Genomic DNA, 25,106 nt, shown 5'->3' on the forward strand with positions numbered 1-25,106 from the left:
TTTTATAACCCCGGAATCAGCAGTTTCCGGGATTCAACTTTTGGACATACTTCCGGAAGCTCAAAAAGCAGTTTAGAGGATAAAACCACTCATGTAGAGGTGTAAGCTGGGGTAATGTTTTTTTTGGGGATGTATGAAGTCGGTTCGCAGTAATACACAAAATACGACAAGCTACATCATCCTGATCTTCTCGTGACATAGCTGACAGTGACGCGGAACCAGTGGCTCTTGAGAGAAGAATTGCTTCATTTTCATGGGCAATAACCTGTGCGGCGCCATTCCCTTCCCACCATGCCATTAGTGCATTACCGGCTTGTTCATCCGCATCATCCGTGACTTTTAGCATGGCTTTAATACCCTGTGTTGCTGTTTTAACCGGGAGTAACTGTGACGTATGGGTTATAAATGGGGCGCCATCAGGAGTGAGATTCCAGCGATTTAACCAAGGTTTTAACTTGAACATATCCATTTTAGTATTGTTTACGTTGCAAAAGTGGCGTTATAAGTGAGTTTTGTAACCTTTACATTACCATCTTAATCGCAGGGTCTGCCACACGCTATCTCGCAATGCTTCAGGAACGCCCTCTTCTTCAGCTAATTCACGCCAGCCAGATACTATCCATTTCCTAATGGATAGGTTACAAAAGCACAGCACGTCTCGACTACAGCAATGACTTTTTTAGCCTAAAATCCGAAAGATCTGCGCATCACTGGCTAAACCCAGTGATGAGAACAATACTAATACCGCTATGCAGGTAAATATCTTTTGGTCAAGATCGTTAATGAGAGGAACACTATGAAATTATTTAAAGCAATAACGACCTTAGTGCTGTTAGGCGCATTCTCTTCCGCGGCTATCGCCGCTGAGTTGTTAACTAAAGAAGATCTAAATAAAAGCCCTGATCAGTATGAAAAAATTGGGACCATCGTGACGTCTGGTGAATTAGCCCCCATTGATGCCAAGGCTGAGTTATCAAAAAAGGCAGATGAACTGGGTGGGGATTATTATGTAATTACCTCAACCAACACCAATACGAAAATTCACGCTAGTGCTGATGTGTATAAGAAAAAATAGCGCGATGACTCTATTACTCAAGCTAAATCGGGCTGTTATCGTCACGGCTCGATTTTTATCCTCCCCCTTTAGCCCGTAATGCCATCGCATAAAACCCCCCTTCTTAATCCCCGCCGGATCCGGTATGCTCAAAATATGTGATAAAAATTCCCGGATTGGTACTGAAAAATAAGGAATGCATATGATCGTTTTTGTTACCGGTGCGACCTCCGGATTTGGTGAGGCTATTGCACGCAAATTTATTAGCCACGGTCATCAGGTTATCGCCAGTGGTCGTCGTCAGGAGCGGCTGGAAGCGTTAAAGGATGAGCTGGGCGCTAAGTTGCATATTGTGCGGTTAGATGTGCGAAATCGTGCGGCTATTCAACAGGTTATTGATGACTTGCCGGCTGAGCTGAAAAATATCGATCTGCTGGTTAACAATGCCGGACTGGCATTAGGGCTGGAGCCTGCTCACAAAGCCAATGTTGCAGACTGGGATACCATGATTGACACCAATACCAAAGGCCTGGTGAATATGACGCGCGCATTGTTACCTGCCATGGTCGAGCGCAATGTGGGGCACGTGATTAACATCGGCTCTACCGCCGCTAACTGGCCCTATGCCGGTGGTAATGTTTACGGCGCGACCAAAGCATTTGTTAAGCAGTTCAGTCTGGGACTGCGCGCCGATCTGCATGGCACCCGGATCCGGGTGACAGATATTGAGCCGGGTATGGTTGGCGGTACTGAGTTTTCAGCGGTGCGCTTTAAAGGCGATGGTGACAAGGTGAATAAAACCTACGATGGCGCTAATCCATTAATACCAGAAGATATTGCTGAGGCGGTATATTGGGTGGCGACCCTGCCCGCGCGGGTCAATATTAACTCACTGGAGATGATGCCGGTCAGCCAATCTTTTGCCGGGCTGAGTGTTCACCGCGAAGGTTAAAGCTAGCTGCTATTTAGGTTGGGGTGCTCAGCGCCCCGCCCTTAATATTTCATGTCAAACCACAGAATCTGGGACAGGCCCCTAATGTCCGCTATTTTCTCAATACGCATAACCGATTAATGATGATGTTTATCAACACCCCGCACACGCCGGATTGCAACATAGCTCACAGCACCAGTCATAATCGGTTTCCAAAAGTGGCGGGTAATTAATATCGCAAACTCTGTTTTTTAACTCAACTACCATTGGTGTTGATGATATATCACCCGCACCTGTTAGCACCTTATCTTGACCAATAACAGAAAATGAAGCGATCATTAACGCGAGAACCAGAATAACTTTTTTCATAAAACCTCCATAGCTCAGTGGTAGAGCCTATGCTAAGTAGTATCACAAATTAGAAAATAAAATCTCAAAGCTACAAATAGAGAAAATACGATGTTGGGCACCGTTTATGGGCCTGTCCCAGATAATGCGTCACGGTTATTTTTAATGCTATCTCTTAATACTATCTTTTAATACTATGCTAACTATTCAATTAGTTAGCTGAACCAAGTCATAGCTTAGTCGATATTTTGGCTTCCAGTGAAAGTCACTATTAATAATTCATCTATAAATCTTTATATATATCCCTCAGGTTATCTTTATTGTTGATTATTAAGGGTGATACTGACTTAATGATTTAACCGATTAATTATCTGCCTAAATATATTAGCTGAATTTTTCTTAACGAAGAATATAAGGCTATTGGTATAGGTCACACCTTTAGGTGGCCGTCTAAGTTATCAGGACAGGCCAATTGTCTACATATGGCACTGAGTTGATGCTTAGGGTTATCGATTGAATACTTTATATCATTATGCAGCCCTGATGCCGTTTCCTATGCTCTGTCTGGAGAATGGCTGTCGTTCCCCGTGACCGACAGTACCTGGTTGTCTGATCCACAACCCCATCATAGGAGTACACTGCAATGTCATTCGTTCAATTTGCTTCAGACCCTACCTTAACGGCGCCCCAAATTCCTGATGCCACCCGCAGCGGCGGTTTGGGATTCTATCCTGCTGGCGGGCAAATTCCGGTGCTACTCACCCCCGGCCACGCCGATATGCATATCAATGATGTGCTTATTTTGTTCCTGCAGGGGGCGGGTGATATTGGTTATCGCGAAGTCAGTCGCCGGGTACTATCCGCGATTGATTTGGAGATCGGCAGTTTGCTGCTGCCGGTCTCGGCAGACGGTCTGCTCTCGGGGGCGGCCAATTTTTACTATACATTGGGGGCGGCCAGCTCTTTCCCGCTCACCGTGAGAGTCAAAACCAGTGTGCCCGGCGGCCCGCCAGTTTTGAACGAGAATCCCTATGTGAATGAAGCCTTGCCACCCGTCGCCGGGCTACCGGCTATCATCAAGGCCAGCGATGTGCCGGGGAGCGGGCTAGCGGTCACTATCGCCAGCTACCCCAATATGCATGATGGCGACACTGTGTATCTCACCTATGGCAATACCCGTGTGGTACGTCATATTGCCGGAGAGGACGTGGGCCTCCCGCTAAAAGTGGTGATCCCGGCCGCCACCTTGTTTGGTCAGGGAGACTGTATCGGACTGGTGGTGCGCTATGAGATCTGTGACCAGGTCAATAACTGGTCCCGCTGGTCGCAGGCGGTGCGGGTAGACGTGCGCACTCTGTCACCCGGAGAGCTGCTCCCGATCCCCTGGGTTCGGGATGACGTAAATGCCAATCTTGACCTCTCCACTTTGGGGTTGCAGGATGTGGCCATCTTTTTGCCGAGTTATCCTGATATGGCTATCGGCGATATCGTTAATCTTCGCTGCTTCGGGATGGTGCCCGCGTCGACCGACTGTGGTGAGGAGTCCACCTGGTTACCAGGCCAGGGTCAGAGCCTGACGGTTAATACGGCAGATATCCAATTTCCCTTGCAGTTTACCATTGCCAATAGCTGGCTACATATGCTGCCTCTTGGCAGTTTGCTGCTCTCTTATAACGTCGAAAAGGCCGATGGCTCCATGCCTAACTCCCGTAGCTTAGGGCTGACGGTGACCGGGGCCGGCGTGGGTCTTGGTCTGCCAGCGCTAACAGTGGAAAGTGCTGTGGGGGATATGCTTGATCCGGATCTGGTGTTGTCCCCGGCCCTTGAAGTGACACTGTCACCCTATCCGATGATGAACCATGGTGACAAGGTCATCTTCACCTGTTTGATCAATGCCGCTCATGATCTTGGCAATATGGGTTCGTTCCCAGTGTTGCTGGAGGAGGTGCGTTACATTGAAAGCTATCCGCCATACAGTTCGCTCAATTTCTCGCTGAATAAATCAATGCTGGAACATGAGGTCAATAATAAAAATCTGGGGTCAATTATTCTGATGTACCGGGTGGTGAGAAATGGCAATGTCCGCGTCTCGCCACGTCAGGTATTCCGGCTGCCGGAGGCGCAGTTCCGCTTACCGCGCCCAATGATTATCCCCGCCGCTCAGGACGGAAAGTTGAATCTCACTGATTACCCGAATGGGTGCGTGATCACTATTCTGCCGTATCCGGGCATGGCACGAAAAGACAGTGTGTTCTGCTACTGGAATGGCTTTGGCGCAGCCGGAACATATGAGGAGGAACAAGGGGTGACGACAAATATGGTCAACAGCCCACTGAGTTTCGAGATAAGTGCGGCGGTAATGCGGGCCAGTGCGGGACACCAAGTCAAGGTCAGCTATATGGTAGACCATGCTGATGGTGAACTCAGTTACTCAGAGGTATTGCAGCTAGAGGTGCTGCCGCTCGCGACTGTAAAGAGCTAACACTCACGCTGGATCGTCAACATGCCAAACGTGAGCAGAGCATTCAATTGGTGCTGACTGCCAGTGATGGGAAGGGAAAACCGCTGAATGGAGCCAATCTGGCACTGACACAGTTGTCGGCGACCAATCGTCAGGGAATAAGCTACCCCGCAACGTTATTGCTAAATGGTGAGAAGACCTACAGTGGTACTACTGGGGAGGATGGTACAGTGATGCTGATGCTAACCGACCCGGCGGGATTAGGGCTGGAAAGCACGCTGACGTTCAGCTTGCTTGGTGACGCCGGGGAGGTATCCGCGACAGCGAGTCAGTCGGTGATTTTTACCATAGTGACCAGCCCGGACACCAACAAGGCTAACTTCTGGGGACATATGAGCGATACGATAGTCGTCAGGAATGTTACGTTTAAACGTCCACCGTTGGCTGCTGAATGGGCAGCTGTTAGCCGAGAGGTGAATAATGAAACTTGGTCATGTTGTGAGTGGTTTGCTGCGAGTCAGTCCGGTGTACTGGCGAGCAGAGAACAATTGCTCGACTTACAGAGCAGTTACCCATTTGATAAGATTGAGACTTTTTATGGCTGGCCACTCCAGTTCTCGGGTACCGGGCATTTTTGGTCGTCAACAATCGGCATTAATCAAGTTAATCACTATGTCGTTAACCTCTCTAATGGTGTATCCGGTGAAAAGAATAACAGGGATCTTTACTGGCCGGGCTGGTTATCAAAATAGTAAAATAGATTAATTATCAACCCCTAAAACGCCCGATGATACTCATCGGGCGTTTAATTATGTTATTAATAAAGAGCAAATCTTTGAGGGTTCCGCTGTGGAAACCCCTCGTCAACCACCAGGAGTGGGAAAATGAAGGCCAATGCAATCCACTATGTTGTCGCAGGAGCCGTGTTCACTGCTATCTGTACTCAAACCTCGATAGCTGCTGCTACTGAGTCTGCTGAGACGCTTTACAAACAGTGCCAGGCCAAACAAACGACTGTCGAGCAGCGCGAATGCTATCCGCTAGTGGCAAAACAATCGGAAGTTGAACTTGTCGCGGCCGAGAAAAAGGTGCGAACTGCCATGGTCGAGTTGGAGAAGGTAAGCGAAGGTAGCCGGTCGATGCATCCCGTTAAGGCATTCGACAACGCTGAGCGCGCCTACCGGGCGTTTCGAACTGCCGAAAGCCATCGGGTGTTGGCCTCTTACGGTTCAGGGAATGGCGGTGGTCTTGCCTCCTACCAGACGATCATCGAAATGAATATGATGAGGATCCATCAGTTGAATGACCAGTGAACCATTGTGCCCGATTGCGTGTCTATACGCGCCAGGCGGGCATGGGTGAACTGCTCCGACAAGCGTGGTTCCGGCGTACAACCCCAATCAGGGGGGACCTTCTCCCCTGAGTTAGATATTTATTTTTCCCCCAAAACGCAATCGCAGTGCCGCTTATCAATTCAAAATGAGTCATTACTTAATGACGATTTTCTAGGGATATTATCTTTAATCAATCTTGTTACTGATTTAGTGAGTTCGAACTAAATGTAATATAGTTTTCGAAGAACCACTTTTTATATCTCTCAATATTTGATTCATGTTTATTCGGAATTATCCCACTCTCTGCGTATCAGTATTGCTGCAGTTAACATGGCATTCTCCTGACTAGCGAACGGTCATCTAAAATAAAGTGTTAAAATACAATAAATTAAATTCATGTTTATTATGGTGGTCATTTTTAAGACAACATGATGTACGAGCTATAGTTATCTTTAAAAACCACCAATAACGATCGATTTATCTATTTTGATAGGATATTCCTATCAGATTAAGCGATAAAAACGATTTATCAATAGCTGTTCTTTTGGCATATATTGCGCACGGAAAATACGGTATTGAACGGATTCAAATGATACGCAAGGGCAATACCTATTAACTTCAGTTTGTTAACGCGACAAAACATATACCCTTATGAGTCATCTTCAGGGAATATAACTTCAAACTTTTTCGGGAATGAAAAAATTAATAATCAATATACGGTAATGATGGTTCCGATGAAACGGACTTTACTGGCCTCCGCGATGCTGCTGGCCTTGGAACTGGTACCGCAATCGGCGAGCGCCGACGTCAGACTCAACTCTGGTGACGTCAGTAATATTTCTGGTCAAATGATAATGTCCAGCACGGATATGGTTCCAGCTATTAACAATGTTGACGGAACTCTTACGGGCAGCAATGTCACGATTTCTACCACCGGCGTCGGTAACAATGGCGCAGTCGTCAGCGGAAGTAGTGGCACAATCACTTTGTCGGTTTTCGACATTGCGACATCCGGTATGGATGCCCTGGGCGTCCAGGCCCAGAGTGGCAGCACCGTCACCCTCAGCAATGGCCATGTCACTACCAACGGCAAGGGTACGGCCTTCGGCGTTGAAGCGATCGGGTCAGGCAGCCGGCTCACCATGAACGGTGGCAGTGTGACGACCCACGGCAATAATGCTTTTGGTCTATCGAGTCGGGTTGACGGTGTCTTGAACCTGAATAACACCAATGTCACCACCACTGGCCGCGGGGCCTCCGGTGCCGCGGCGGATCTGGGGGGGGAAATGATCCTTAACGGCGGTTCTATATCCACCTCGGGTCAGGCGGCTAATGGTCTTAGCGCTGTTACAAACGGTGGTGATCCCGCCACCATTATCAGTAGTGCCAATATCTCCACCTCGGGTGTGAGTGCAGCTGGTGCCTTCGCGGAAGGTAGCACTATCACGCAAACCGGCGGATCCATCCTCACGACAGGCAGGCAGTCAGACGGTGTGGAGCTCTTGTCTGGATCAACCATCCATTTGAACGATACTCGTGTCAGTGCGACGGGTACTGATTCGCAGGGGCTCACTAGCAACAACGGCGTAAATACCTTGACGGTAAGCAACACGAGCGTCTCCAGTGCCAGCGACGCGATCTTTGCTCGCGCCGGAACGTTGAACGTGTCGTTCGACAATGGTTCCGAGGTAATCAGCGGTAATGGCCGACTGTTGAATGCCGGTTTATCCAGCACCGTCAATCTCAGTGCTGCAAACGGCGCTACTCTCACCGGTTCAGCCGTGACGGATGCGTCTAGTACCTCATCTTTCAATCTGGCCAGCGGTTCTGTCTGGAACCTCACTGGGCCTTCAAACCTGACAATGCTTGCATTTGATGCCGGCATCTTGCGTTATGGCGCGCAGACCCGTCTTGACGTTGCCAATCCGATCCAACTGGCTCAAGGGGGCAGCACCATCGACAGCAATGGCTTCAACCCCACCCTCAGTACTCGGATCGAGGGTACGGGAGGTTTGCGCAAGGCCGGCCAAGGTACACTGACACTTGCCGCTGATAACACCTACAGCGGTGCCACCACGATTGAGGCCGATACGTTGGCTGCGGGTGGTGCGAATGTGTTCAGCCCTAACTCCAATTACACCGTACAGGCCGCGGGCTCACTAGACCTGCGTGGGCATGGTCAGACGCTCGCCAGTTTAAACAACGCCGGCACGGTCAACATGGGTACTGGCACAACACCAGGAACGGTACTGACGGTGAACGGTAATTATAGGGGGGATAACGGCCTGCTTAGGCTTAATACCACGTTAGCTGCTGATAATTCTGCTACGGATAAACTGGTTGTTACTGGGGATACCACAGGCATAACACGTGTGGCGGTAAATAATCTCGGTGGTTATGGCGAGCAGACCGCGAAAGGTATTGAAGTGGTGCAGGTCGGTGGACAGTCAAATGGTGGCTTTACACTGCAAGGACGGGCCGTAGCCGGAGCTTATGAGTACTTACTGAATAAAGGACAGGGAAGCGACGGAAACTGGTATTTGCAATCTCATCTATCCACTCCGACACCAACACCGAAGAATGAGCCGATCATGCGTCCAGAGGCTGGAGCTTATACGGCGAATATTACCGCTGCTAACACCATGTTTATCAATCGGTTATATGATCGTTTAGGTGAGACCAATTATGTGGATACTCTGAGTGGTGAGAAGAAAGTCACCAGCATGTGGTTGCGCAATCTCGGTGGTCATACCCGGTTCCGCGATAGTAGTGGTCAACTGAAAACTCAGAGTAACCGCTACGTGATGCAATTGGGGGGAGACATTGCTCAATGGAGCAGTACTGGGAGCGATCGCACACACTTGGGGGTGATGGCTGGATATGGTAACAGTCAGAGTAATAGTCGTTCATCAACGACTAACTACGCTGCGAATGGTTCAGTCAACGGTTATAACGTGGGGATATATACTACTTGGCTTGCCAATGAAACGGATAATACCGGCGCTTACGTGGACTCCTGGTTGCAATACGGTTGGTTCGATAACAATGTGAAAGGTGATGAGCTTGAGGAGGAGTCTTATAAGTCTCAAGGTTTCACCGCTTCATTGGAGACGGGATATACTTTCAAGACGGGTGAATTTATTGGGAGTAATGGTAGCCTTAACCAATGGTTTATTCAGCCACAAGCGCAAGCTATCTGGATGGGGGTAAAAGCCAAAGACCACGTTGAGGCCAACGGAACTCGTGTGGCTTCTGAAGGGGATGGTAACTTGATGACTCGATTGGGAGTAAGGACCTACCTGAAAGGGCATAATAAAATTGATGATGGTAAAGAACGTGAGTTCCAACCCTATATCGAGATTAACTGGATCCACAATACGAACAATTTTGGCACTACCATGAATAACGTCACTTCCGCTATGGATGGAGCAAAAAACATAGCCGAGGTGAAAGTTGGCCTGGAAGGTCAGATAAGCAGACAACTCAATATCTGGGGAAATATCGGTACCCAGGTGGGGGATAAAGGTTATAGTGATAGTGCTGCGATGATTGGTGTTAAATATAACTTCTAATTTGTAGGCCCTGTCCCAGAGTCTCTGTAAATGCCCGTTTATAAATACTCGGACAACCGCTCCGAGTATTTGTATGGGCTACACAAGTCATTGTTATTTAAAACAATATTCTCAATTCACATTGCGTTACTTTACCTATCCGTCAGCGCGCTGCTACTGACTGGTTTATCGACCTCAAGCAATGATATAATTTTTACTCGCTGATAGCGTGCCAGTGAATAACATACTGATTGAACATCACCGACTGATAAAGGACTTAAGACGATGAAGATAGCTAGAGTGCCACGCCTGATCCGCGTTTTTCTACCACTCGCTCTGCTGGCCTTGCCGCTGACATGGCAAACCACGGCATTGGCACAATCAGCAAACTGCACTCAGGGCAGCACTTGCGTCTCTGTCGGCGGGAGTAATGACCCGATGTCCAAGGAGCAGGCGCGCCAAAGCCAACAGCAGTGGGATGATAACCATCGTCTGCGCAACAAAGTGAACAGTCGGGTAGAAAAGAATTTTGATAAATTCGATCGTGCTGAAGATGCGAAAGATAGCTGTAATCGCAGCGAGAATTTAAACGCCTATTGGGAGCCGAATACTGAGCGCTGCCTCGATCGCTTATCCGGCCGCCAGATTAATCCGTAAACAGCGGCGATGGCTCAGATTTACTTGAGGTCATCGGGATCTGGGCTATCCTTTAAGCTGAGTTTAGGGATCAATACCTAAGGCAACCTGTTCATCCACATAAGGATTTTATGATGAAAAAAACAATTATTATCAGCACACTGCTACTCTCTCTCGCGCCTCTGGCGGCACTGGCATCTTGCGAAAGCGTCAAGGCGGAGATCGCTCAGAAAATTATTAGCAACGGCGTGCCTGAATCAGGTTTTAGACTGGATATCGTCCCTAATGATCAGGTCGAGCAAGCAGGTGGTCAAGTGGTTGGTCATTGCGAGAATGATAGCCAGAAAATTGTTTATATCCGCATCAATAACGGCGAGTAATCCCGTGCCCTTTCCCGTCAGGGCGTGCCTTATGGTGCGCCCTTTTTTGTTGCTAACTCTTTTTCGTTGATAACTCTTTTTGGTCGATAATCCTCTGTTGGCGGAAATAGCGGGCAATATTGATAAAGATTCACTGGTCATTCACTTGACGGCAAGTAACAATCTATCAGCTTGCTAAATAAGGGGTTTGTCTCGCTATGTCAGTCAGTGACTTTATGTCAGTCAACGACGTTACATGAAACGTCCAGCGCATATCTATTACTACCGCGCCATGCTGCGCCGACTGCTGATCTCAATCATGTTGGGCATGATGGCAGCCCTGATCGTGTGGTTATTTCATCAGGCGATGTTGGGGCTGGAGTGGCTGTTTTTCGCCCGAACCGATGGCAGCCTGGTGGCGGCGGCCTCTTCGATTACTGGCTGGCGACGGGCATTAACCCCGGCACTGGGCGGTTTGGCCGCCGGTGCTTTACTGTGGGCCTATCAACGTTATCAACAGCAAAAGCCCAGCACACCGACCGACTATATGGAGGCCATCGAGATCGGCGATGGGCGGTTAGCTGTCTCCGCCAGTTTGGTCAAATCCCTCGCCTCACTATTGGTGGTCTCCAGCGGCAGTGCCATTGGTCGTGAAGGGGCGATGGTGCTACTGGCGGCCCTGTTTGCTTCTGTTTTTGCCCAGCGTTATGCCAAACCGAGTGAGTGGAAACTTTGGGTTGCCTGTGGGGCGGCGGCCGGGATGGCGAGCGCCTATCATGCGCCCCTGGCGGGCAGTCTATTTATTGCAGAAATTCTGTTCGGCACCTTAATGCTCGCTTCCCTCGGGCCAGTGGTCATTGCTGCGGTCAGTGCCTTGCTCACCACCAATTTATTGCACGGCGGGCAGGAGGCCCTTTATCAAGTCCAAGCCCTACCATCACCCTGGCCGATACAATATCTCCTAATGGCATTACTGGGACTCTTTGCCGGATTCTGTGGGCCGCTATTTCTCAAAGCCATGGCGGCCAGTGGCCACGCTTTCCGCTCACTTAACCTGCCACCGCCGCTGCAACTGGCACTCGGCGGGATCATCGTTGGGCTATTATCGCTAATTTTCCCCGAGGTCTGGGGGAATGGCTACAGTGTGGTGCAGTCGCTATTAACTACGCCGCCGGGCGTTTTATTGATTGGTGGAATACTGATATGCAAGTTATTGGCGGTGCTCGCGAGCAGTGGTTCGGGCGCGCCGGGCGGCGTATTTACCCCGACACTGTTTGTGGGCGCCGCTTTGGGGATGTTATGTGGGCAGATGCTGGCCTGGTGGCCGGTTCTCGGCGACAACATTGCGCTGTTAATGGCGCTGACCGGGATGGCAACCCTACTGGCTGCGACGACTCACGCCCCGATGATGGCGGCATTAATGGTGTGCGAAATGACCGGCGAATACACCCTACTCCCCAGCCTGCTACTATCCTGCGTGATTGCGACAACCATTGCGCGCTGGTTACGCCCAATATCGGTCTATCACGGGCGTCAAAATAACTCAGATTGATTCATCTGCCTGGTATTTTAGCATGAGTAATTGGTGGCGGTTTTATATAACAATAAGGTAGTCGCTAACCATCAACAATTAACATTCGATACTGGTGAGTAATGTGCAATTATTAACTGCGCCATACGAGAACGGTGCATCTATACGGACTCTTTTATTCTGCCCATTAAATAGGATGATATAGTTCTGTAGTGATTTTATCATGCATAAATTTAATAAAAGAGTTATTTTTCAATTCATAAGGTTCAAATCATAAAGTTAAAATTAATTACGCCCGCCAAGTATGGCGGGAATAATTTAAAAGGAGTTTCATATGAATACAGTACAAGCTTGGGCCGCCCCATTATTTTGGGGGCCTTGGGTAAATTTAAGAGGCCATACTGGTAGCTCAGTTTACACCGTGAGTTTTGAAACGGAATCAGCAGCACCCTCATCTTTTGATGTGGAAATTGAATATGCGACAGAAACTCATATGCAGCTGGTCTATACTCAAGGCCCCGGTGAGTTTCAAATCTCTAATAACAATGGCACCGGTACAGATAGAATAAGATTTAAAAGTCATACTGTCGGTCAGGTCATCAAGGTTAACTTCTAAGTAAAGTGAAATTCCGTGGGCTTTTATCTTTATCTGTTATAAGTAATAAACTCTGCGGAATTTCTTAATTGGCATATTCATTGGCTATGGCTAATGCCACTGCCCGGTTAGCGACGGCCTGGTAATATAGCCCATTAACAAAAAACAGCGCAGATACTATTTTGGTTTCCGGGTATATCTGGTAGCCGTTAAATAGCGTTTGCATTTTTTCTCCAATATTTGAATTGATGAATGTTGAAAATTGCTTCACACACTCTTTCTTGTTATCCAGTTCTATAATGAGATTATCATTTTTATAGAATAGAGATTTGTCTTCACGCAGAGATACCTGTTCAACACATGTTTTTTCCAGAGGGAAATATTCATTATTGATCTTGTAAACTAACAGTCGTGGTTCATTTTTTGTTGTACATGAAGAGAGTATTAATAATGAGAGAGTGGACAATATTATTTTATATAGTTTGACAGCGTTTTTTTTCATAGTAACAAACCTCATTAGTAAAAACAGTCTCAGTGGTCAATAAGTGATCACACAATGCGCTGGTTTTCTACCTCATGGAATCAATACCTTCTTGGGTTTCAACGCCGGTGTGGCGATCACCTCACCGGCAAATATGAATATTATTGACTAATCACCGATAAATCTAAATATTTCGCCAATGGTTTCTCTTCCGGGTGTGGCAAATAGGGTAATTGTCCTAACTGCGGTGCCGGTAAACGTTCCCGTAGCATGGCGATGGTTTCTGCGTAGTGGGCTAATCCGGGGTTAATGCGATTTGCGACCCAACCTAATAGTGGTAATCCATCATTGATAATGGCTTGTGCGGTTAATAGGGCGTGGTTGATACAGCCTAATTTAATGCCGACGACCAAAATAACCGGTAATTGTTCTTGTATTACCCAGTCAGAATAGAAACGTTGGTCATTCATCATCACTTTCCAGCCACCACAACCCTCAACCACCACAGTATCCGCTTTGGCGGATAAGCGCTGTAGCCCCTGGGTCATTTCGTCGTAGTTAATCAGTGTATCCGAGCAGGCGTGGATAACATCCGCTTGCAATGGGAACGGGTTAACTTCCTGATAATTAAGCTCAATGGATGACGATGCTTGTAAAATTAGCGCATCCTGATTGCGCAATCCATTGGCGGTCTCTTTGCTTTCGGTCGCGACAGGTTTATAGCCCGCCGCTGTTCTGCCATTTTGGCTTAAAGCCTGAAGTAAGGCCCGTGACACTACGGTTTTACCAACAGCGGTGTCGGTACCCGTCACAAATACTCGCGTTAACATAATAATACTCCGAAATCTGGTCACGCAGACTTAACTCTTTTCACTTAACATTAGCGAAATGGGCAATATGGACAAAAGTCTAGGCGATGCCGACCATGGACAGCTTGCGTTAGCGCAAGGTTTTACCGAACTGAGAGAGCTTTTTAGCGGATAAGCGCAAATAATAGGAGGAGTAGACACGAGATAACCACTAATAATTAACTCTTAATTATTAGTGGTTAATAGCTTAGCCTTGCAGCAGTTTCACTAATAATGAGCCGTTATAGAGCGCCTCTTTTACTAATGCCGCGCCGGGCATTGTACCCTGATTAAAGAATGCGGTCGGTTCAACCAGAATATTATCGCTGTATGCGGGCAGTGCTTGTTGGCGAATACAAGCGGCAATGGCCGGATGTAAAATAGAGGCGGCTTTATTTAGCGGCGAGCCTACCAGGATCTTTTCCGGATTAAATAAGTTGACCATAATGGCGACAATTCGCCCTACGCTGTGGCCGACACCCAAAATAATATCTTTGGCGAGTTGATCACCGGCTAACGCGGCATCACATAAAGATTCAACACTCAGTGGCGTGCTATGTAATAACGAACTCATGGAGCCATTTAATCGTTGCTGGGCAATTTCCAGCATATTTTCAATACTGGCAACTGTCTCAAGGCAGCCATGATTACCGCAATAACAGAGCTTGCCATAGGGGTCGACCTGGGTATGACCAATCTCCACCACACTGCGGCTACCGGCATGTAATACCCTGCCCGCGGTAATAACACCGGCCCCCACATTATGGTCAATCACCACCTGAATCACATTCTGGCATCCGCGCGAGGCACCATACAGCGCCTCGGCCATGGTCCAGGCGCAAATATCGTGTTGCAGATAGACCGGCAGTCCCGTTCGCTGCTGCAGTGCGGGGCCAAGCAGCATCTCATCAACATCATAAAATGGCATTTTATGCACAATACCTGCCGGTGCATCAATGATACCCGGCATGGTAATGGCGATAGCGGTTAGCCTTTCCAGCTTTTCCTGATGGCGGATAAAGAAGCGGTCCACTTCGTTGAGAATACGATTTAGCAGGGGTTCCGGGTGGCTATCCGGTAGCGGAATGTGATCCTCAACCACCAGTTTGCTACTGAGGTCACGTAGTGCAAGGGTGATGAAGTCACGACTGATACGGCCGGAGACATAGTGCCAGGCTTCGGTATCCAGGACTAAGCCAATAGCTGGCCGCCCACGGCTACCCACATCTTGATATTCGGTCTCTTTAACCAGGTGCGCTTCAACCAGCTCGCGCACAATTTTAGTGATACTGGCGGGGGCCAACTGGGCCCGCTTAGAGAGTTCAATGCGGGATATGGGGCCGAACAGATCAATTAGCCGATACACGGCCCCTGCGTTGGTCTGCTTGATTTGATCAATATGCCCAGGCTGTCCATCCGTTATCACTAAACCGGCTCCTTCTCTGCCAACCGAGTATTTTTCGCGCTTCTAAATAAAGATTATCGGCTATGTTGGGGCTTTTAGCATATGGCGTCAACTATTTGATTAGTTATGTGATTTACTGCACATAATAAGTAATCATTGCTGGTTATTTATACCGTTTGAAGTCAAGGGAGCAGTGGTTTTTTTACCACTACTGCAGCAGTATTTTCTAGGGTTCTTCCACTGGCCCCCTTTCAGGAAGGAGTTAGTGGAGGGCCGAGGGGGAATAACCCACAAAACTGATTACCTTGTGACGTAGAGGTGTATTTGACCAGCATTAACTATGCCATATCGACTGATATACTGAGGATTCTGTCTGCTGAAATAATCGGTTACCATTGTTATAAAATTTTTCTGGTCTGGTGACCATCGAATACTGGCGACATGTTGCCAATAACCATTTCTTCTTAGAATATCAGGTAAGTTACCCGGTTCCACTCTAGATATATTACCCCTATCAATAGGCGTCATAACCCACTCCATTTTACCGCCGACAACAACCCTAATGCGTCCAGCTGCGATAGCATTTTCTATTATCTCATCAAATGTCCGTGGTAGCCCTATTAGTATTGGCGTTTGGTATGGAAAAATATTGGGTTGTGCTGGGAAAAGGCCTAATCTTTCTAACTCTGTACGTGATAGCATATTATTCACCGATGATATTTAATGGTTAATGTAACCTAATGGACTATTTGCCATTGGCGACCAATGACATGAAATATTACCGCCTCACACCCACAGTGCTCTGCTTACCAAACCGTTGGGGCATGTTATATATCTAAAAATTGACCGAGTTGCTCCATAGGACGAGTTTGTCTTGATCGTTCAAGTCAATATTATTGAGTTCTTTTGGTATAAAAACATTAATTGTAGGCTGGCCCTCAACCGTTTCGAGTATCTGTGTGCAATGAATTCGATGCGGATTTCCAGCAAAACCTAGATTGAAACGAACGACGCGGCGACGGGTGGGACCAATAACGAGGCTGACTCCTGCTCCACCACGAGAACCTCCCTGCAAACTTATACTTGGTATGTCCTTGATCGGCAGCTCCCACTCAAAGCCGTTACGCGCGATCCAATGTTTGACCTCAGCTTCAGGGGCATTTATGAGTGTGACTGGAAACCCTCGGGTATTTCTTGCAAATGTATAACGATACCCTTCCCTCCACGTGATAAAAGTTTGCGACAATGGATTTGCTGCATATAAATCTTTATGGCGTGGCTCACTCCCCACGTAAATCCATGTCTCTGTTTCCAAATCTAACTTATACCAGTCTATGGTTTCGAACCATTGTAACTTTGGCCAATCAATACCTTCACCAGAAAATAGCCCCATAGTGCGCGGTTCGACTTTCAATCTTGTGACGAATTCGAAGCTGTGTCCTATTTGTCCTGGAGATTGTATTAGTCTGACGTTGCGTAATTCAAGTTTGGTCACTGTCACTTTTGCTTTCATATCTATATCCCTTTAGAAAAATCCATCATCCTATTGGCGATTAAAAAAGTGATAAATGGCACACCAAAATTGTCGGTAATCATAAATCCTGACATTGGCATGGCACTTTTTATCATATCTATCTTGTTCTAAAATTACCTCCCGTTATGTACATAATATTTTTATATAGAGAATTAACGGCGCAGTAAGCAAAAACGCTATTTTTTTAATATTCATTTAACCAACGTTAAAATAACGGTAATACACTGAAAGTAGGTTTCGAAACTCCGGCGGTTTTTCATTGGCCGCAGGGAGACATTAATTTATGTACAATTAACTGATAAAAAAGGGACTTAAAATGGAATTAGCCCAGTCTATTAATGGAAAGCGTATATTGGTCCGCAGGTGCAATAGCACGCCTTCCAGACGTGTGGCGGTTATTAGTCATGGGCGGTTCCTGCCCTTACAGGCTTTTTTGGGTGGTATGCCGATGGACACCCGTGTTCCAACAGGCGTCTCGGTTAACTGGTATGTCAGACACGGTGAAACCATTTCAAATCATACCGTTATGGGGCTATATGAGCGGTTACACCGGGGGGATTCTCCGGTGTCGATAAAAGATTATTCAGGTAGAGACACGGTAAAAAACTATATTCTGCGTGTGGATGTTTCTCTTGGGCTATCTTGCACCTCCCGCTCAGGAGGTCACTGTGATGTTATCCTCCCGGTGGATATTGTCACCACACAAAACATTCTGGAAGCCATCCACACAGGCCAGTTGCCATACCATGAGGTACACTTCCTCTCTTGCCGTGCAAACCGACTGACACAGGCGACTATCTAATTTATCGCCGGGTTATTGTCCATGGCATTAGAACCGTCAAAGCTGGTGATATTTTGAATTGGCGCGATAAATATGACTGTATTCAGTGACTATCTGGTTGGTCTGGCTTTTAATGCTGCCATTAAGAAATTCAATCTTGTGGTATTGGACATCAAACGTATTGTTCTGCGGCTCATCGTGTTTAAATACGCGAAAGTACTCATTGAGGTCTCTGTTATATTCTGGCCCGTGTCCATGTTTCGAAAACAGATCATTCGCATCTTCTTGCAAAAATCCTGTTGTAACCGAACCGGCATAGCCAACGACATAAGTGTTGGCAATTATACGTGACAACTCTGCCGCTATAGACCCTAGATAAAAATCTGCCGAATGGCAAAATGCCAAATGTATACGCCGGATATTCGCCACCGGGGCACTTCTAATAAAGTTCGCTAGATCCCCCGCACGACGAAACCGATTGCCGATAATCGCCACCTTCGATATAAATATATTGTTGTGAAAATCAAATTCACCATGACAACTGATGGTTAACTCTGTTCCTATCGGAGTCTTTTCCTTAAAGATATAGCTATCTCGGCAGTGCAGGACTAACTCTTTCACAGCTCGTTTCCTTACGTTGATTGAAATCATCCGCAATGACCACAAAACCCCTTTTGTTCGGTTTTTTTACACTGCGCGGTACTCTGCCGATCCGCATGGATCAGCATCGTTACGACGTTAAGGACGGTTGAATACGGCTGTCAATAATCATCTCAATCGTGGCCCATGATCTATGGCCTACGGTTGAATATCCGCCACCATCAGGCGAATCAAGGCCTCGGCTGGGGCGGTAACTGGTCGATGCTTATGATTGACCAGCCACACCTCGGTGGTGGCACTCGCTTCCGCCAACGGCAAGTATTTCACCCCATCCACTTTTATCCGGGTAAATGAAGCCGGCAGAATTGATACCCCCAAACCAGAAGAGACCAGGCCGACAATCGTCATCGCCTCGCCAACTTCCTGGGTAATATAGGGCGTGATACCGGCGCGAGCTAATAACGTGAGGATCTCATCATACAGCGCCGTCCCCACCTCGCGCGAAAAGAAGACAAACGGCTGCTCAGCTAGCGAGCTGAATTTGACACTGCCATGGGGTAATGTGGCTAGCGGGTGCTCTTCGTGGACTACCGCAACCAGCGGTTCACGCAGCAACAACCGATATTGCAGCGCATCTGGCAGCCGTGTATTGCGCATCACACCAATATCAAGCCGCCCATCCAGTAGCGGCTCAATTTGCTGCTTGGTGTTGACCTCCTGCATCTTAATGTGAACTTGCGGGTGCAATTGGCGAAATGCCCGCAAATTTTTAGATACCGTGCTAATAAATGGTGCTGATGAGGTAAATCCGATGGTCAGCTCGCCGGACTCGCCACGATGTAGACGCGCCGCCTTTTCTGATGCCGAGTTTACCTGCGCCAGAATTTGATAAGACTCCTTTAAAAACAGGGCGCCCGCTTGGGTCAGACTGACATTGCGGTTGTTGCGGGCGAACAATCGCGCACCAATTTGCTCCTCCAGAATTTGAATTTGCTGACTGAGCGGTGGCTGAGAGATACGCAACCGCTCCGCTGCCCGGCCAAAGTGCAGCTCTTCGGCCACCGCAATGAAGTAACGTAAGTGCCTGAGTTCAATACTCATTGAGTTCCATTGATATGTTTAAAGTCTTATTTCGAATAATTAATATATTAGACAAAAAACTCAGCTATTTCTATCATCCCGTTATTGAGCCGTTAAGTGGCTAACGCCACTGGAGGTTATTGACAAAGTACTGGTTGCGGAGGGAACAGGTAGATCGTAAAGACGCCGTAAATCCATCCCTGGAGGCTCGAGCCGCGCCATCCCTGGCGCGGACGCTTTACTCTTCTACCCATCCCTCCGTTCCAGATCGCGCCATCGGAGGTTGTCAACAGTCTGAAGTAGTTAACACCACTGTTTTCTGGCGAAAATGGGCTTTTGGCAAGAAATTGTCTTTGATTGTATTAATGAAAAGGAAATACCGTGACCACCTCTACGCGCACCACGGCGACCCCAGCGCCAGCGCCCGCAGCCAATGATGATAGCACCGCTTCAGCCCCCGCTCCCAAGGTGGCTCGCTTATCGAAACGCCCCTATATTCAACGTGGTACACCAGAGTTTATCCGCGTTACACTGGCTTTCTTTTCCGCCGGATTAGCGACCTTTGCCCTACTCTACTGTGTACAGCCGATCCTGCCGTTGCTGTCGCAGGACTTCAATATCTCACCGGCGGGCAGTAGCTTATCCCTCTCGGCCGCCACCGGCATGTTGGCCTTTGGCCTGATGTTTACCGGCCCTCTTTCGGATGCGGTCGGGCGTAAATCAGTGATGGTAGTGGCGTTGATGTTGGCGGCGATCTGTACCCTTATTTGCTCATTGATGACCAGTTGGCACGGTATTTTGTTGATGCGGGCCTTGATTGGTCTCTCCCTTAGCGGCGTGGCGGCGGTGGCGATGACCTACCTCAGTGAGGAGATTCACCCGAGTTTTGTTGCCCTCTCCATGGGGCTATATATCAGCGGCAACTCCATTGGTGGGATGAGTGGTCGTCTGGTCACCGGGGTACTCAGCGACTTCTTTTCATGGCGAATCGCGCTGGCGATGATTGGCTTATTTGCGTTAGCCGCCGCCTGCATGTTCTGGCGCATTCTTCCGGCATCGAAACACTTCCGCCCCACTTCGTTACGGCCGAGAACATTGGTCATCAATTTTAAACTGCACTGGCGTGATCCCGGCTTGCCGCTCCTGTTTGCCGAGGGTTTTCTCATTATGGGCAGTTTTGTCACCCTATTTAATTATATTGGCTACCGCTTACTGGCTCAGCCCTACTATCTCAGCCAGGCGGTGGTGGGCTTATTATCGATAGTTTATCTGACTGGCTCCTATAGCTCGCCAAAAGCCGGGGCATTAACCAGCCGCTATGGCCGTGGGCCGATATTATTGGCATCAATTGGTATGATGCTGATTGGGGTGCTGATCACCAGTTTTCCGCCAGTGATCACCATTTTTATCGGCATGATGGTATTTACTGCGGGCTTTTTTGCCGCTCACTCGGTGGCCAGTAGCTGGATAGGCCGTCGTGCGCGCCGAGCGAAAGCACAGGCATCTTCACTCTATCTATTTTGTTATTATGCCGGTTCGAGTGTCGCGGGCACCTTAGGCGGGATTTTCTGGCTTAATTTAGGCTGGAGTGGCGTTGTCACATTTATCGCCACCATGTTATTACTGGCGCTATATGTGGGTCAGCGGCTACGCCAATTGCCTGAAGCGGCGAAAAATTAATTTTCAATAAAAACGGTTGAAATATAAATTAAGTATATAATGTAGTTAGTGATTTTTTTACCATACTGAGTTACTTAATTTACGTCATTTCAGGAGAGCATATGACCAGTCACTTTCTTACGCTTTGGGATATTCTGGCGACCACTTTTTCAATCTTCTTTTTTATTGCCTATTTACTGATCCTGTTTCAGGTTATTTCGGATCTCTTCAGAGATCATGAGCTAAATGGTTTTTATAAGGCGGTTTGGATTATCTTCTTGCTGTTTATCCCACTACTGACCTCACTTATCTATCTGATCACTCGCGGTAAAGGCATGGCGCAGCGCTATCGTGCCACCGTACAAAAATCTGTCTCTGAGACCAATGATTATATCCGCCAGGTTGCGGGTAAATCACCGGCAGAACAGATTGCTGACGCCAAAAAACTGTGGGATGAAGGTACGATCACTGAAAGTGAATATATGCAGCTTAAAGCCAAAGCACTGGCCTAATATTTGATTAATCACTAAAGGCTAAATGTCATTTATTAGATCATTTAGTCTTTAGTGGCTGGTTATTCTCCGCGATAAAACTCACTTTAATCAAAACCCTCACTGAGCAAATTGCGGTGTCATCTGTATCCTGCTTATAATGGGGTCGCCCTGGGAAACGGAAAATATCCTACGTTAAGCCTATTTTTGCTGCAAAGTTAAAACTTCCCCAACAGCCTCTCACTCGGAGTATGTAATTTCACATGCAAAACGGTCCTGACGTCATACAGCAACAACAGTGGCGGCCAATTCAGGAACCTGAAGAGTCGATACTGATAAACATCAGTCAGACCACGCTTTCACCAACGATAAGACTGTGGCACGCACGCTACGAGACTACGTTTTTTCCAACCCAAAACGCCTTAATACGAAAAGCATTACACGACGCGAAGTTGGGAACAGCGACAAAGAAGCGTCAGGCTGAATTCTGGGCTGGCCGCAGCCTTATGATGCTGGCATTTTGTCAGAATATCCCTTTAGGGAAGTCAGCGTCCGGAGCTCCAGCATTTCCTAAAGGCAGAAATGGAGCGCTGTCTCACTCTCGTGAAAATGTATTACTTCTGGAGGGACCAGACGACTTACTTTTTGGTGTGGATATGGAACCGCCTTTAGTACCGGTTTCATTACAGGCTGTGCTCAGTAAAGTGGCGACAGAAGCAGAGCAAAAATGGCTGAGGTGCCTTCCGCCCGAACAACAGGTTTATGCCGCAACCATTCTTTTTTCAGCGAAAGAAACCCTTTTCAAATTACTCAATAGGGAAATGGACATTTGCCCATGTTATGCCACAGTCGAGGCCAGAGAAGCCCCTAACTCAGGTTCGGTAGTTTTTGAGTTGACCAGACGTTCAGGCTATGGGCTGCCTGCGGGAGAGCGTTTTATAATTATGTATGACAGGATTAGAGAAAATACAGTGACATGGGGAATTCATTCGCCAAAATGCACATCGTTCAGTAACCGTTGATCTTCTTCTTCGACCAGTATCAGAGTGTCATTCAGGGTACATATTCCTAAGTCAGTCAGTGCAATGATACGTTCTCGCCTGTCTGGCAGGAAAGGCTGAACAGTGATTAAGTTATTATGCTCAAGCCGCCGTAGGTTCAGAGACACCTGCATTTTGGGTATACCTGACATTTCCACCAACACTTTTTGTCTGACGGCAATGCACTTGGTCGCCCGATAGTTTTTTTCCGACAGCCAGCCACACATAGCGAGAATACTGAAGCTTTGTTGCGTCAGGCTGTAGGGGGATAGAATGATGTCAATACGTCGCTGCCACTGCTGGAACATTTGCAGGCAGCGGAAACCCCGGCTGTCCATCGGCGCATTATGGGTAAACCGTAATTCCGTTATGTTATCTGACATCTTGTATCCTCTCCTACAACCTGGGTATTTACGGAATATCTAACGTACTGTTTTATCACCCGTCAGCGCACGTTGACTCAACTCTGTCATAGCCTCACGCAAATGATTTTTTATTTTACTCCCGATCAGACGACCAAATACCGGCGCCAGCCATCCCGTCATAGTGACAGAATGACATATGTGCGCAGGAACACCGGCTTCCCGCGAGCTAAAATATTCGTGATCAAAAACCAGATTCGTCAATGGCAGTTTTGCAACGTCGGTGAAAGCGCGGTGGAACTCAACACGGCTCAGCGTAAAATCAACTTCAGGCCCGCTGGCTGGCTTCATTCTCCCGGTAGTGCCCTCTGTGAAGTCACCGTTCAGTTTGACCCATTTAAGTTCACTGTCCCAGCAAGGCCATGATGAAGCATCCTGCCACATTGCCCAGATTTGTTCCGGTGTAGCTTCGGTAGTAACACTTTCACTGTAAGTCCATTTAAACATTTTATTTCTCCAGAACAGGGGGCAGCGCAACACTTGTGTCCGCCGATGAAAAAGGCCAAAAGGTATAGCCAGCATGACCAGAAATGCGGCAGTAAGTGGCAGATGGGTCATGCCGTCTGCCGCAACCTGTCTCGTGGCAATAAAAGAACTGAGTGACATACCCAGGTTGAAGGCTGATACATTCAGGCTGGCAGAAACTCGTGCATCAGACGTTTCTGCATCAGCGATTGCCCAACTCTGTACCATCGGTGCCGTAGCAAACGCACCAATGCTCCACAACACAAGAAATATTGATGAATTTGCTGAGCCAACCGCATAAAACACACCCAAAAGGCCGGCAATCTGGATGAAGACCGCGAAGGTTAATGCTGCTGGCAACCCTATTTTCCCCGGAAGAATGCCCCCCATAATATTACCCACGAGAGAGCCCAGACCGACGGCCCCCATAATTAACACTACCTTCCGGGGTTCTAACCCCACAGCATCAGCCAACCAGGGTTCTGCGTAAGAAAAAAAGACAAAGCCACCACCGAATGCCAGCACGGTAAAACAGTATGGTCTGATTAATGTCGGATTGCTGAGCGTGGAACGGAACACTGACGCCCGGTGCCTGGTCACGATAGGGGGACCAAATTTTGCTGGCAGGACGAACCACAACAAAGCGGCTCCGGCGGCCGCGACAATAGCAATTGCGACAAACGGGGCCTGCCAGCCGTAATGTACAGCGGCCACCATCCCGGCAGGTACACCAAGTACCATGGCTAATGTCAGTCCGGAAAACATCAGGGCAATGGCCAGCGGGGTCTGGCGTGCGTCAGTAACCGTCGGCAGACTGGCCGATGTTATGCTGAAGTAGGCACCGTGTATGGCACCTGCTACCACGCGCAGTATGAGCAGAACGGTGAAGTCAGAGATGACTGCAGAGCCAGCACTGAGAATTGAAAAAAGTAACATGAGGATATCCGTTTGAAATGACCATTATGTGTATGGTGTGCCGTCTTTATGGGTGAATTTCCACTTACCCTTCTCTGCCACCGCCTGGAGATCGTCGTCAGGATAGCGACCTTCATCTCCCGGCGTCCTATCACCGACTTCGATGTACACCACCTCCTCTGATGTCTCGTTAACCAGATGGTGACCATTGCCACTACCCGCTTTGAAGCCAGCACACATGCCGGGGGAAAGTTCTGTAAGTCCTTCATCGGTGTAAAGCGTTGGCCTTCCCTGCAAAATGTAGATGAACTCATCTTGTTTAGTGTGGGCGTGACGAAGAGCGGATACTGCATTGGGAGCAAGACGTGTAAGATTGACACCGAAGTTCGCAAGCGCAAATAAATCGCCAAGTGATCGCTTTTCCCTACCGACCATACGTGATGCGAATGGTTCGGGGTAGTTTGAAGGCTTTGTTCGAACCGGTGCGTCCACAGCGTTGATTGCAATCAGATTTTCTCGTTTTGTCATTCGATCCTCCGAGAATAAAAATTAGGGGTAAGTGTCAAGGTCGACGATAACAATCGC

Annotated in this window: 27 protein-coding genes and 1 pseudogene; 14 read left to right on the plus strand and 14 right to left on the minus strand. The window is 48.0% G+C overall.

Annotation, left to right across the window (positions count from 1 at the left end; all coding sequences use genetic code 11):
- Positions 1 to 16: 16 nt before the first annotated feature.
- Positions 17 to 469 (minus strand): aminoglycoside phosphotransferase family protein, encoded by a 453-nt coding sequence (locus tag FFE93_RS10245; protein ID WP_138775096.1) that lies wholly within the window; start codon positions 467 to 469, stop codon positions 17 to 19.
- A gap of 327 nt (positions 470 to 796) precedes the next feature.
- On the opposite strand from FFE93_RS10245, the gene yahO reads away from it, so the two are divergent.
- Both yahO and ydfG read left to right on the plus strand, forming a co-directional pair.
- On the plus strand, positions 797 to 1,075 hold the full coding sequence (gene yahO, locus FFE93_RS10250) for a DUF1471 family periplasmic protein YahO (protein ID WP_005279636.1): 279 nt from the start codon (positions 797 to 799) through the stop codon (positions 1,073 to 1,075).
- Positions 1,076 to 1,256: 181 nt separating this feature from the next.
- Positions 1,257 to 2,006: a bifunctional NADP-dependent 3-hydroxy acid dehydrogenase/3-hydroxypropionate dehydrogenase YdfG gene (gene ydfG / locus FFE93_RS10255; RefSeq protein ID WP_049600348.1), complete on the plus strand. Its 750-nt coding sequence runs from the start codon at positions 1,257 to 1,259 to the stop codon at positions 2,004 to 2,006.
- Positions 2,007 to 2,138: 132 nt separating this feature from the next.
- Here ydfG and FFE93_RS10260 read toward each other — a convergent pair whose 3' ends face one another.
- Positions 2,139 to 2,354, minus strand: coding sequence for an ST-I family heat-stable enterotoxin (locus tag FFE93_RS10260; RefSeq protein WP_032899105.1), 216 nt, complete (start codon positions 2,352 to 2,354; stop codon positions 2,139 to 2,141).
- Positions 2,355 to 2,976: 622 nt separating this feature from the next.
- Here FFE93_RS10260 and FFE93_RS10265 point away from each other — a divergent pair.
- The 3 genes from FFE93_RS10265 to FFE93_RS10275 all read left to right on the plus strand — a co-directional run bounded on the left by FFE93_RS10265 (position 2,977) and on the right by FFE93_RS10275 (position 6,107).
- Positions 2,977 to 4,815, plus strand: a complete 1,839-nt coding sequence (locus tag FFE93_RS10265; protein ID WP_005279630.1) for a hypothetical protein — start codon at positions 2,977 to 2,979, stop codon at positions 4,813 to 4,815.
- A gap of 50 nt (positions 4,816 to 4,865) precedes the next feature.
- Positions 4,866 to 5,546 (plus strand): adhesion domain-containing protein, encoded by a 681-nt coding sequence (locus tag FFE93_RS10270; protein WP_005279627.1) that lies wholly within the window; start codon positions 4,866 to 4,868, stop codon positions 5,544 to 5,546.
- A 132-nt stretch (positions 5,547 to 5,678) separates the two neighbouring features.
- Complete coding sequence (locus tag FFE93_RS10275; protein ID WP_005279625.1) at positions 5,679 to 6,107, plus strand: lysozyme inhibitor LprI family protein; 429 nt, start codon at positions 5,679 to 5,681, stop codon at positions 6,105 to 6,107.
- Between the two features lie 767 nt (positions 6,108 to 6,874).
- Here the strand turns inward: FFE93_RS10275 and FFE93_RS21510 are convergent.
- Positions 6,875 to 7,204 carry a hypothetical protein gene (locus FFE93_RS21510; RefSeq protein ID WP_186367705.1) on the minus strand — a complete coding sequence of 110 codons (330 nt, stop codon included), beginning with the start codon at positions 7,202 to 7,204 and terminating at the stop codon, positions 6,875 to 6,877.
- A gap of 66 nt (positions 7,205 to 7,270) precedes the next feature.
- On the opposite strand from FFE93_RS21510, the gene FFE93_RS10280 reads away from it, so the two are divergent.
- The 5 genes from FFE93_RS10280 (at position 7,271) to FFE93_RS10300 (ending at position 12,821) form a co-directional block, all read left to right on the plus strand.
- On the plus strand, positions 7,271 to 9,700 hold the full coding sequence (locus FFE93_RS10280; protein WP_186367706.1) for an autotransporter outer membrane beta-barrel domain-containing protein: 2,430 nt from the start codon (positions 7,271 to 7,273) through the stop codon (positions 9,698 to 9,700).
- 264 nt (positions 9,701 to 9,964) lie between these two features.
- Entirely contained in the window at positions 9,965 to 10,336 is a 372-nt protein-coding gene (locus FFE93_RS10285; protein ID WP_054872047.1) for a DUF1283 family protein, read from the plus strand.
- Positions 10,337 to 10,449: 113 nt separating this feature from the next.
- Positions 10,450 to 10,695 carry a DUF1161 domain-containing protein gene (locus tag FFE93_RS10290; protein WP_138775224.1) on the plus strand — a complete coding sequence of 82 codons (246 nt, stop codon included), beginning with the start codon at positions 10,450 to 10,452 and terminating at the stop codon, positions 10,693 to 10,695.
- A 235-nt stretch (positions 10,696 to 10,930) separates the two neighbouring features.
- Complete coding sequence (gene clcB, locus FFE93_RS10295) at positions 10,931 to 12,226, plus strand: voltage-gated ClC-type chloride channel ClcB (protein ID WP_138775098.1); 1,296 nt, start codon at positions 10,931 to 10,933, stop codon at positions 12,224 to 12,226.
- Between the two features lie 313 nt (positions 12,227 to 12,539).
- On the plus strand, positions 12,540 to 12,821 hold the full coding sequence (locus FFE93_RS10300) for a colicin Z C-terminal domain-related protein (protein ID WP_049600362.1): 282 nt from the start codon (positions 12,540 to 12,542) through the stop codon (positions 12,819 to 12,821).
- 64 nt (positions 12,822 to 12,885) lie between these two features.
- On the opposite strand, the gene FFE93_RS10305 is transcribed toward FFE93_RS10300, so the two are convergent.
- From FFE93_RS10305 to FFE93_RS10325, 5 genes are all read right to left on the minus strand, one after another.
- On the minus strand, positions 12,886 to 13,302 hold the full coding sequence (locus FFE93_RS10305) for a hypothetical protein (protein WP_138775099.1): 417 nt from the start codon (positions 13,300 to 13,302) through the stop codon (positions 12,886 to 12,888).
- 140 nt (positions 13,303 to 13,442) lie between these two features.
- Positions 13,443 to 14,111 carry a dethiobiotin synthase gene (gene bioD, locus FFE93_RS10310; protein ID WP_005279033.1) on the minus strand — a complete coding sequence of 223 codons (669 nt, stop codon included), beginning with the start codon at positions 14,109 to 14,111 and terminating at the stop codon, positions 13,443 to 13,445.
- 226 nt (positions 14,112 to 14,337) lie between these two features.
- Positions 14,338 to 15,555, minus strand: coding sequence for an ROK family transcriptional regulator Mlc (gene mlc / locus FFE93_RS10315; RefSeq protein ID WP_005279031.1), 1,218 nt, complete (start codon positions 15,553 to 15,555; stop codon positions 14,338 to 14,340).
- Positions 15,556 to 15,834: 279 nt separating this feature from the next.
- A complete protein-coding gene (locus FFE93_RS10320) occupies positions 15,835 to 16,236 on the minus strand; it encodes a hypothetical protein (RefSeq protein ID WP_054872050.1) in 402 nt (133 codons plus the stop codon).
- 133 nt (positions 16,237 to 16,369) lie between these two features.
- Positions 16,370 to 17,047 (minus strand): hypothetical protein, encoded by a 678-nt coding sequence (locus FFE93_RS10325; RefSeq protein WP_032898911.1) that lies wholly within the window; start codon positions 17,045 to 17,047, stop codon positions 16,370 to 16,372.
- A gap of 469 nt (positions 17,048 to 17,516) precedes the next feature.
- Between FFE93_RS10325 and FFE93_RS10330 the strand changes: the two genes are divergently transcribed.
- Positions 17,517 to 17,870, plus strand: coding sequence for a putative adhesin (locus FFE93_RS10330; protein ID WP_138775100.1), 354 nt, complete (start codon positions 17,517 to 17,519; stop codon positions 17,868 to 17,870).
- A gap of 36 nt (positions 17,871 to 17,906) precedes the next feature.
- Here FFE93_RS10330 and FFE93_RS10335 read toward each other — a convergent pair whose 3' ends face one another.
- The 3 genes and pseudogenes from FFE93_RS10335 to FFE93_RS21855 form a co-directional block, all read right to left on the minus strand.
- Complete coding sequence (locus tag FFE93_RS10335) at positions 17,907 to 18,470, minus strand: hypothetical protein (protein WP_138775101.1); 564 nt, start codon at positions 18,468 to 18,470, stop codon at positions 17,907 to 17,909.
- Between the two features lie 177 nt (positions 18,471 to 18,647).
- Complete coding sequence (locus FFE93_RS10340) at positions 18,648 to 19,550, minus strand: LysR family transcriptional regulator (RefSeq protein ID WP_049600374.1); 903 nt, start codon at positions 19,548 to 19,550, stop codon at positions 18,648 to 18,650.
- A gap of 112 nt (positions 19,551 to 19,662) precedes the next feature.
- A pseudogene (locus FFE93_RS21855) lies at positions 19,663 to 19,728 on the minus strand (gluconate 5-dehydrogenase); the annotation flags it as partial.
- Between the two features lie 182 nt (positions 19,729 to 19,910).
- On the opposite strand from FFE93_RS21855, the gene FFE93_RS10345 reads away from it, so the two are divergent.
- From FFE93_RS10345 to FFE93_RS10355, 3 genes are all read left to right on the plus strand, one after another.
- Positions 19,911 to 21,209 (plus strand): MFS transporter, encoded by a 1,299-nt coding sequence (locus tag FFE93_RS10345; RefSeq protein WP_138775102.1) that lies wholly within the window; start codon positions 19,911 to 19,913, stop codon positions 21,207 to 21,209.
- Between the two features lie 101 nt (positions 21,210 to 21,310).
- Positions 21,311 to 21,700, plus strand: coding sequence for a PLDc N-terminal domain-containing protein (locus tag FFE93_RS10350; protein ID WP_005279020.1), 390 nt, complete (start codon positions 21,311 to 21,313; stop codon positions 21,698 to 21,700).
- Positions 21,701 to 21,942: 242 nt separating this feature from the next.
- The gene (locus FFE93_RS10355) at positions 21,943 to 22,701 is read left to right on the plus strand and encodes a 4'-phosphopantetheinyl transferase (RefSeq protein WP_138774682.1); all 759 of its coding nucleotides are present in this window, start codon (positions 21,943 to 21,945) and stop codon (positions 22,699 to 22,701) included.
- On the opposite strand, the gene FFE93_RS10360 is transcribed toward FFE93_RS10355, so the two are convergent.
- From FFE93_RS10360 to FFE93_RS10370, 3 genes are read right to left on the minus strand one after another with little or no spacing between them, the layout of a single operon-like run.
- Complete coding sequence (locus FFE93_RS10360) at positions 22,665 to 23,102, minus strand: MarR family winged helix-turn-helix transcriptional regulator (protein ID WP_049600385.1); 438 nt, start codon at positions 23,100 to 23,102, stop codon at positions 22,665 to 22,667. The genes FFE93_RS10355 and FFE93_RS10360 overlap by 37 nt on opposite strands.
- Before the next feature lie 39 nt (positions 23,103 to 23,141).
- Entirely contained in the window at positions 23,142 to 24,542 is a 1,401-nt protein-coding gene (locus FFE93_RS10365) for an MFS transporter (RefSeq protein WP_145528840.1), read from the minus strand.
- 24 nt (positions 24,543 to 24,566) lie between these two features.
- Positions 24,567 to 25,049 (minus strand): cupin domain-containing protein, encoded by a 483-nt coding sequence (locus FFE93_RS10370; RefSeq protein ID WP_138775106.1) that lies wholly within the window; start codon positions 25,047 to 25,049, stop codon positions 24,567 to 24,569.
- Between the last annotated feature and the right edge of the window lie 57 nt (positions 25,050 to 25,106).

This window comes from Yersinia sp. KBS0713, from assembly GCF_005937895.2.
Taxonomy (GTDB): domain Bacteria; phylum Pseudomonadota; class Gammaproteobacteria; order Enterobacterales; family Enterobacteriaceae; genus Yersinia; species Yersinia bercovieri.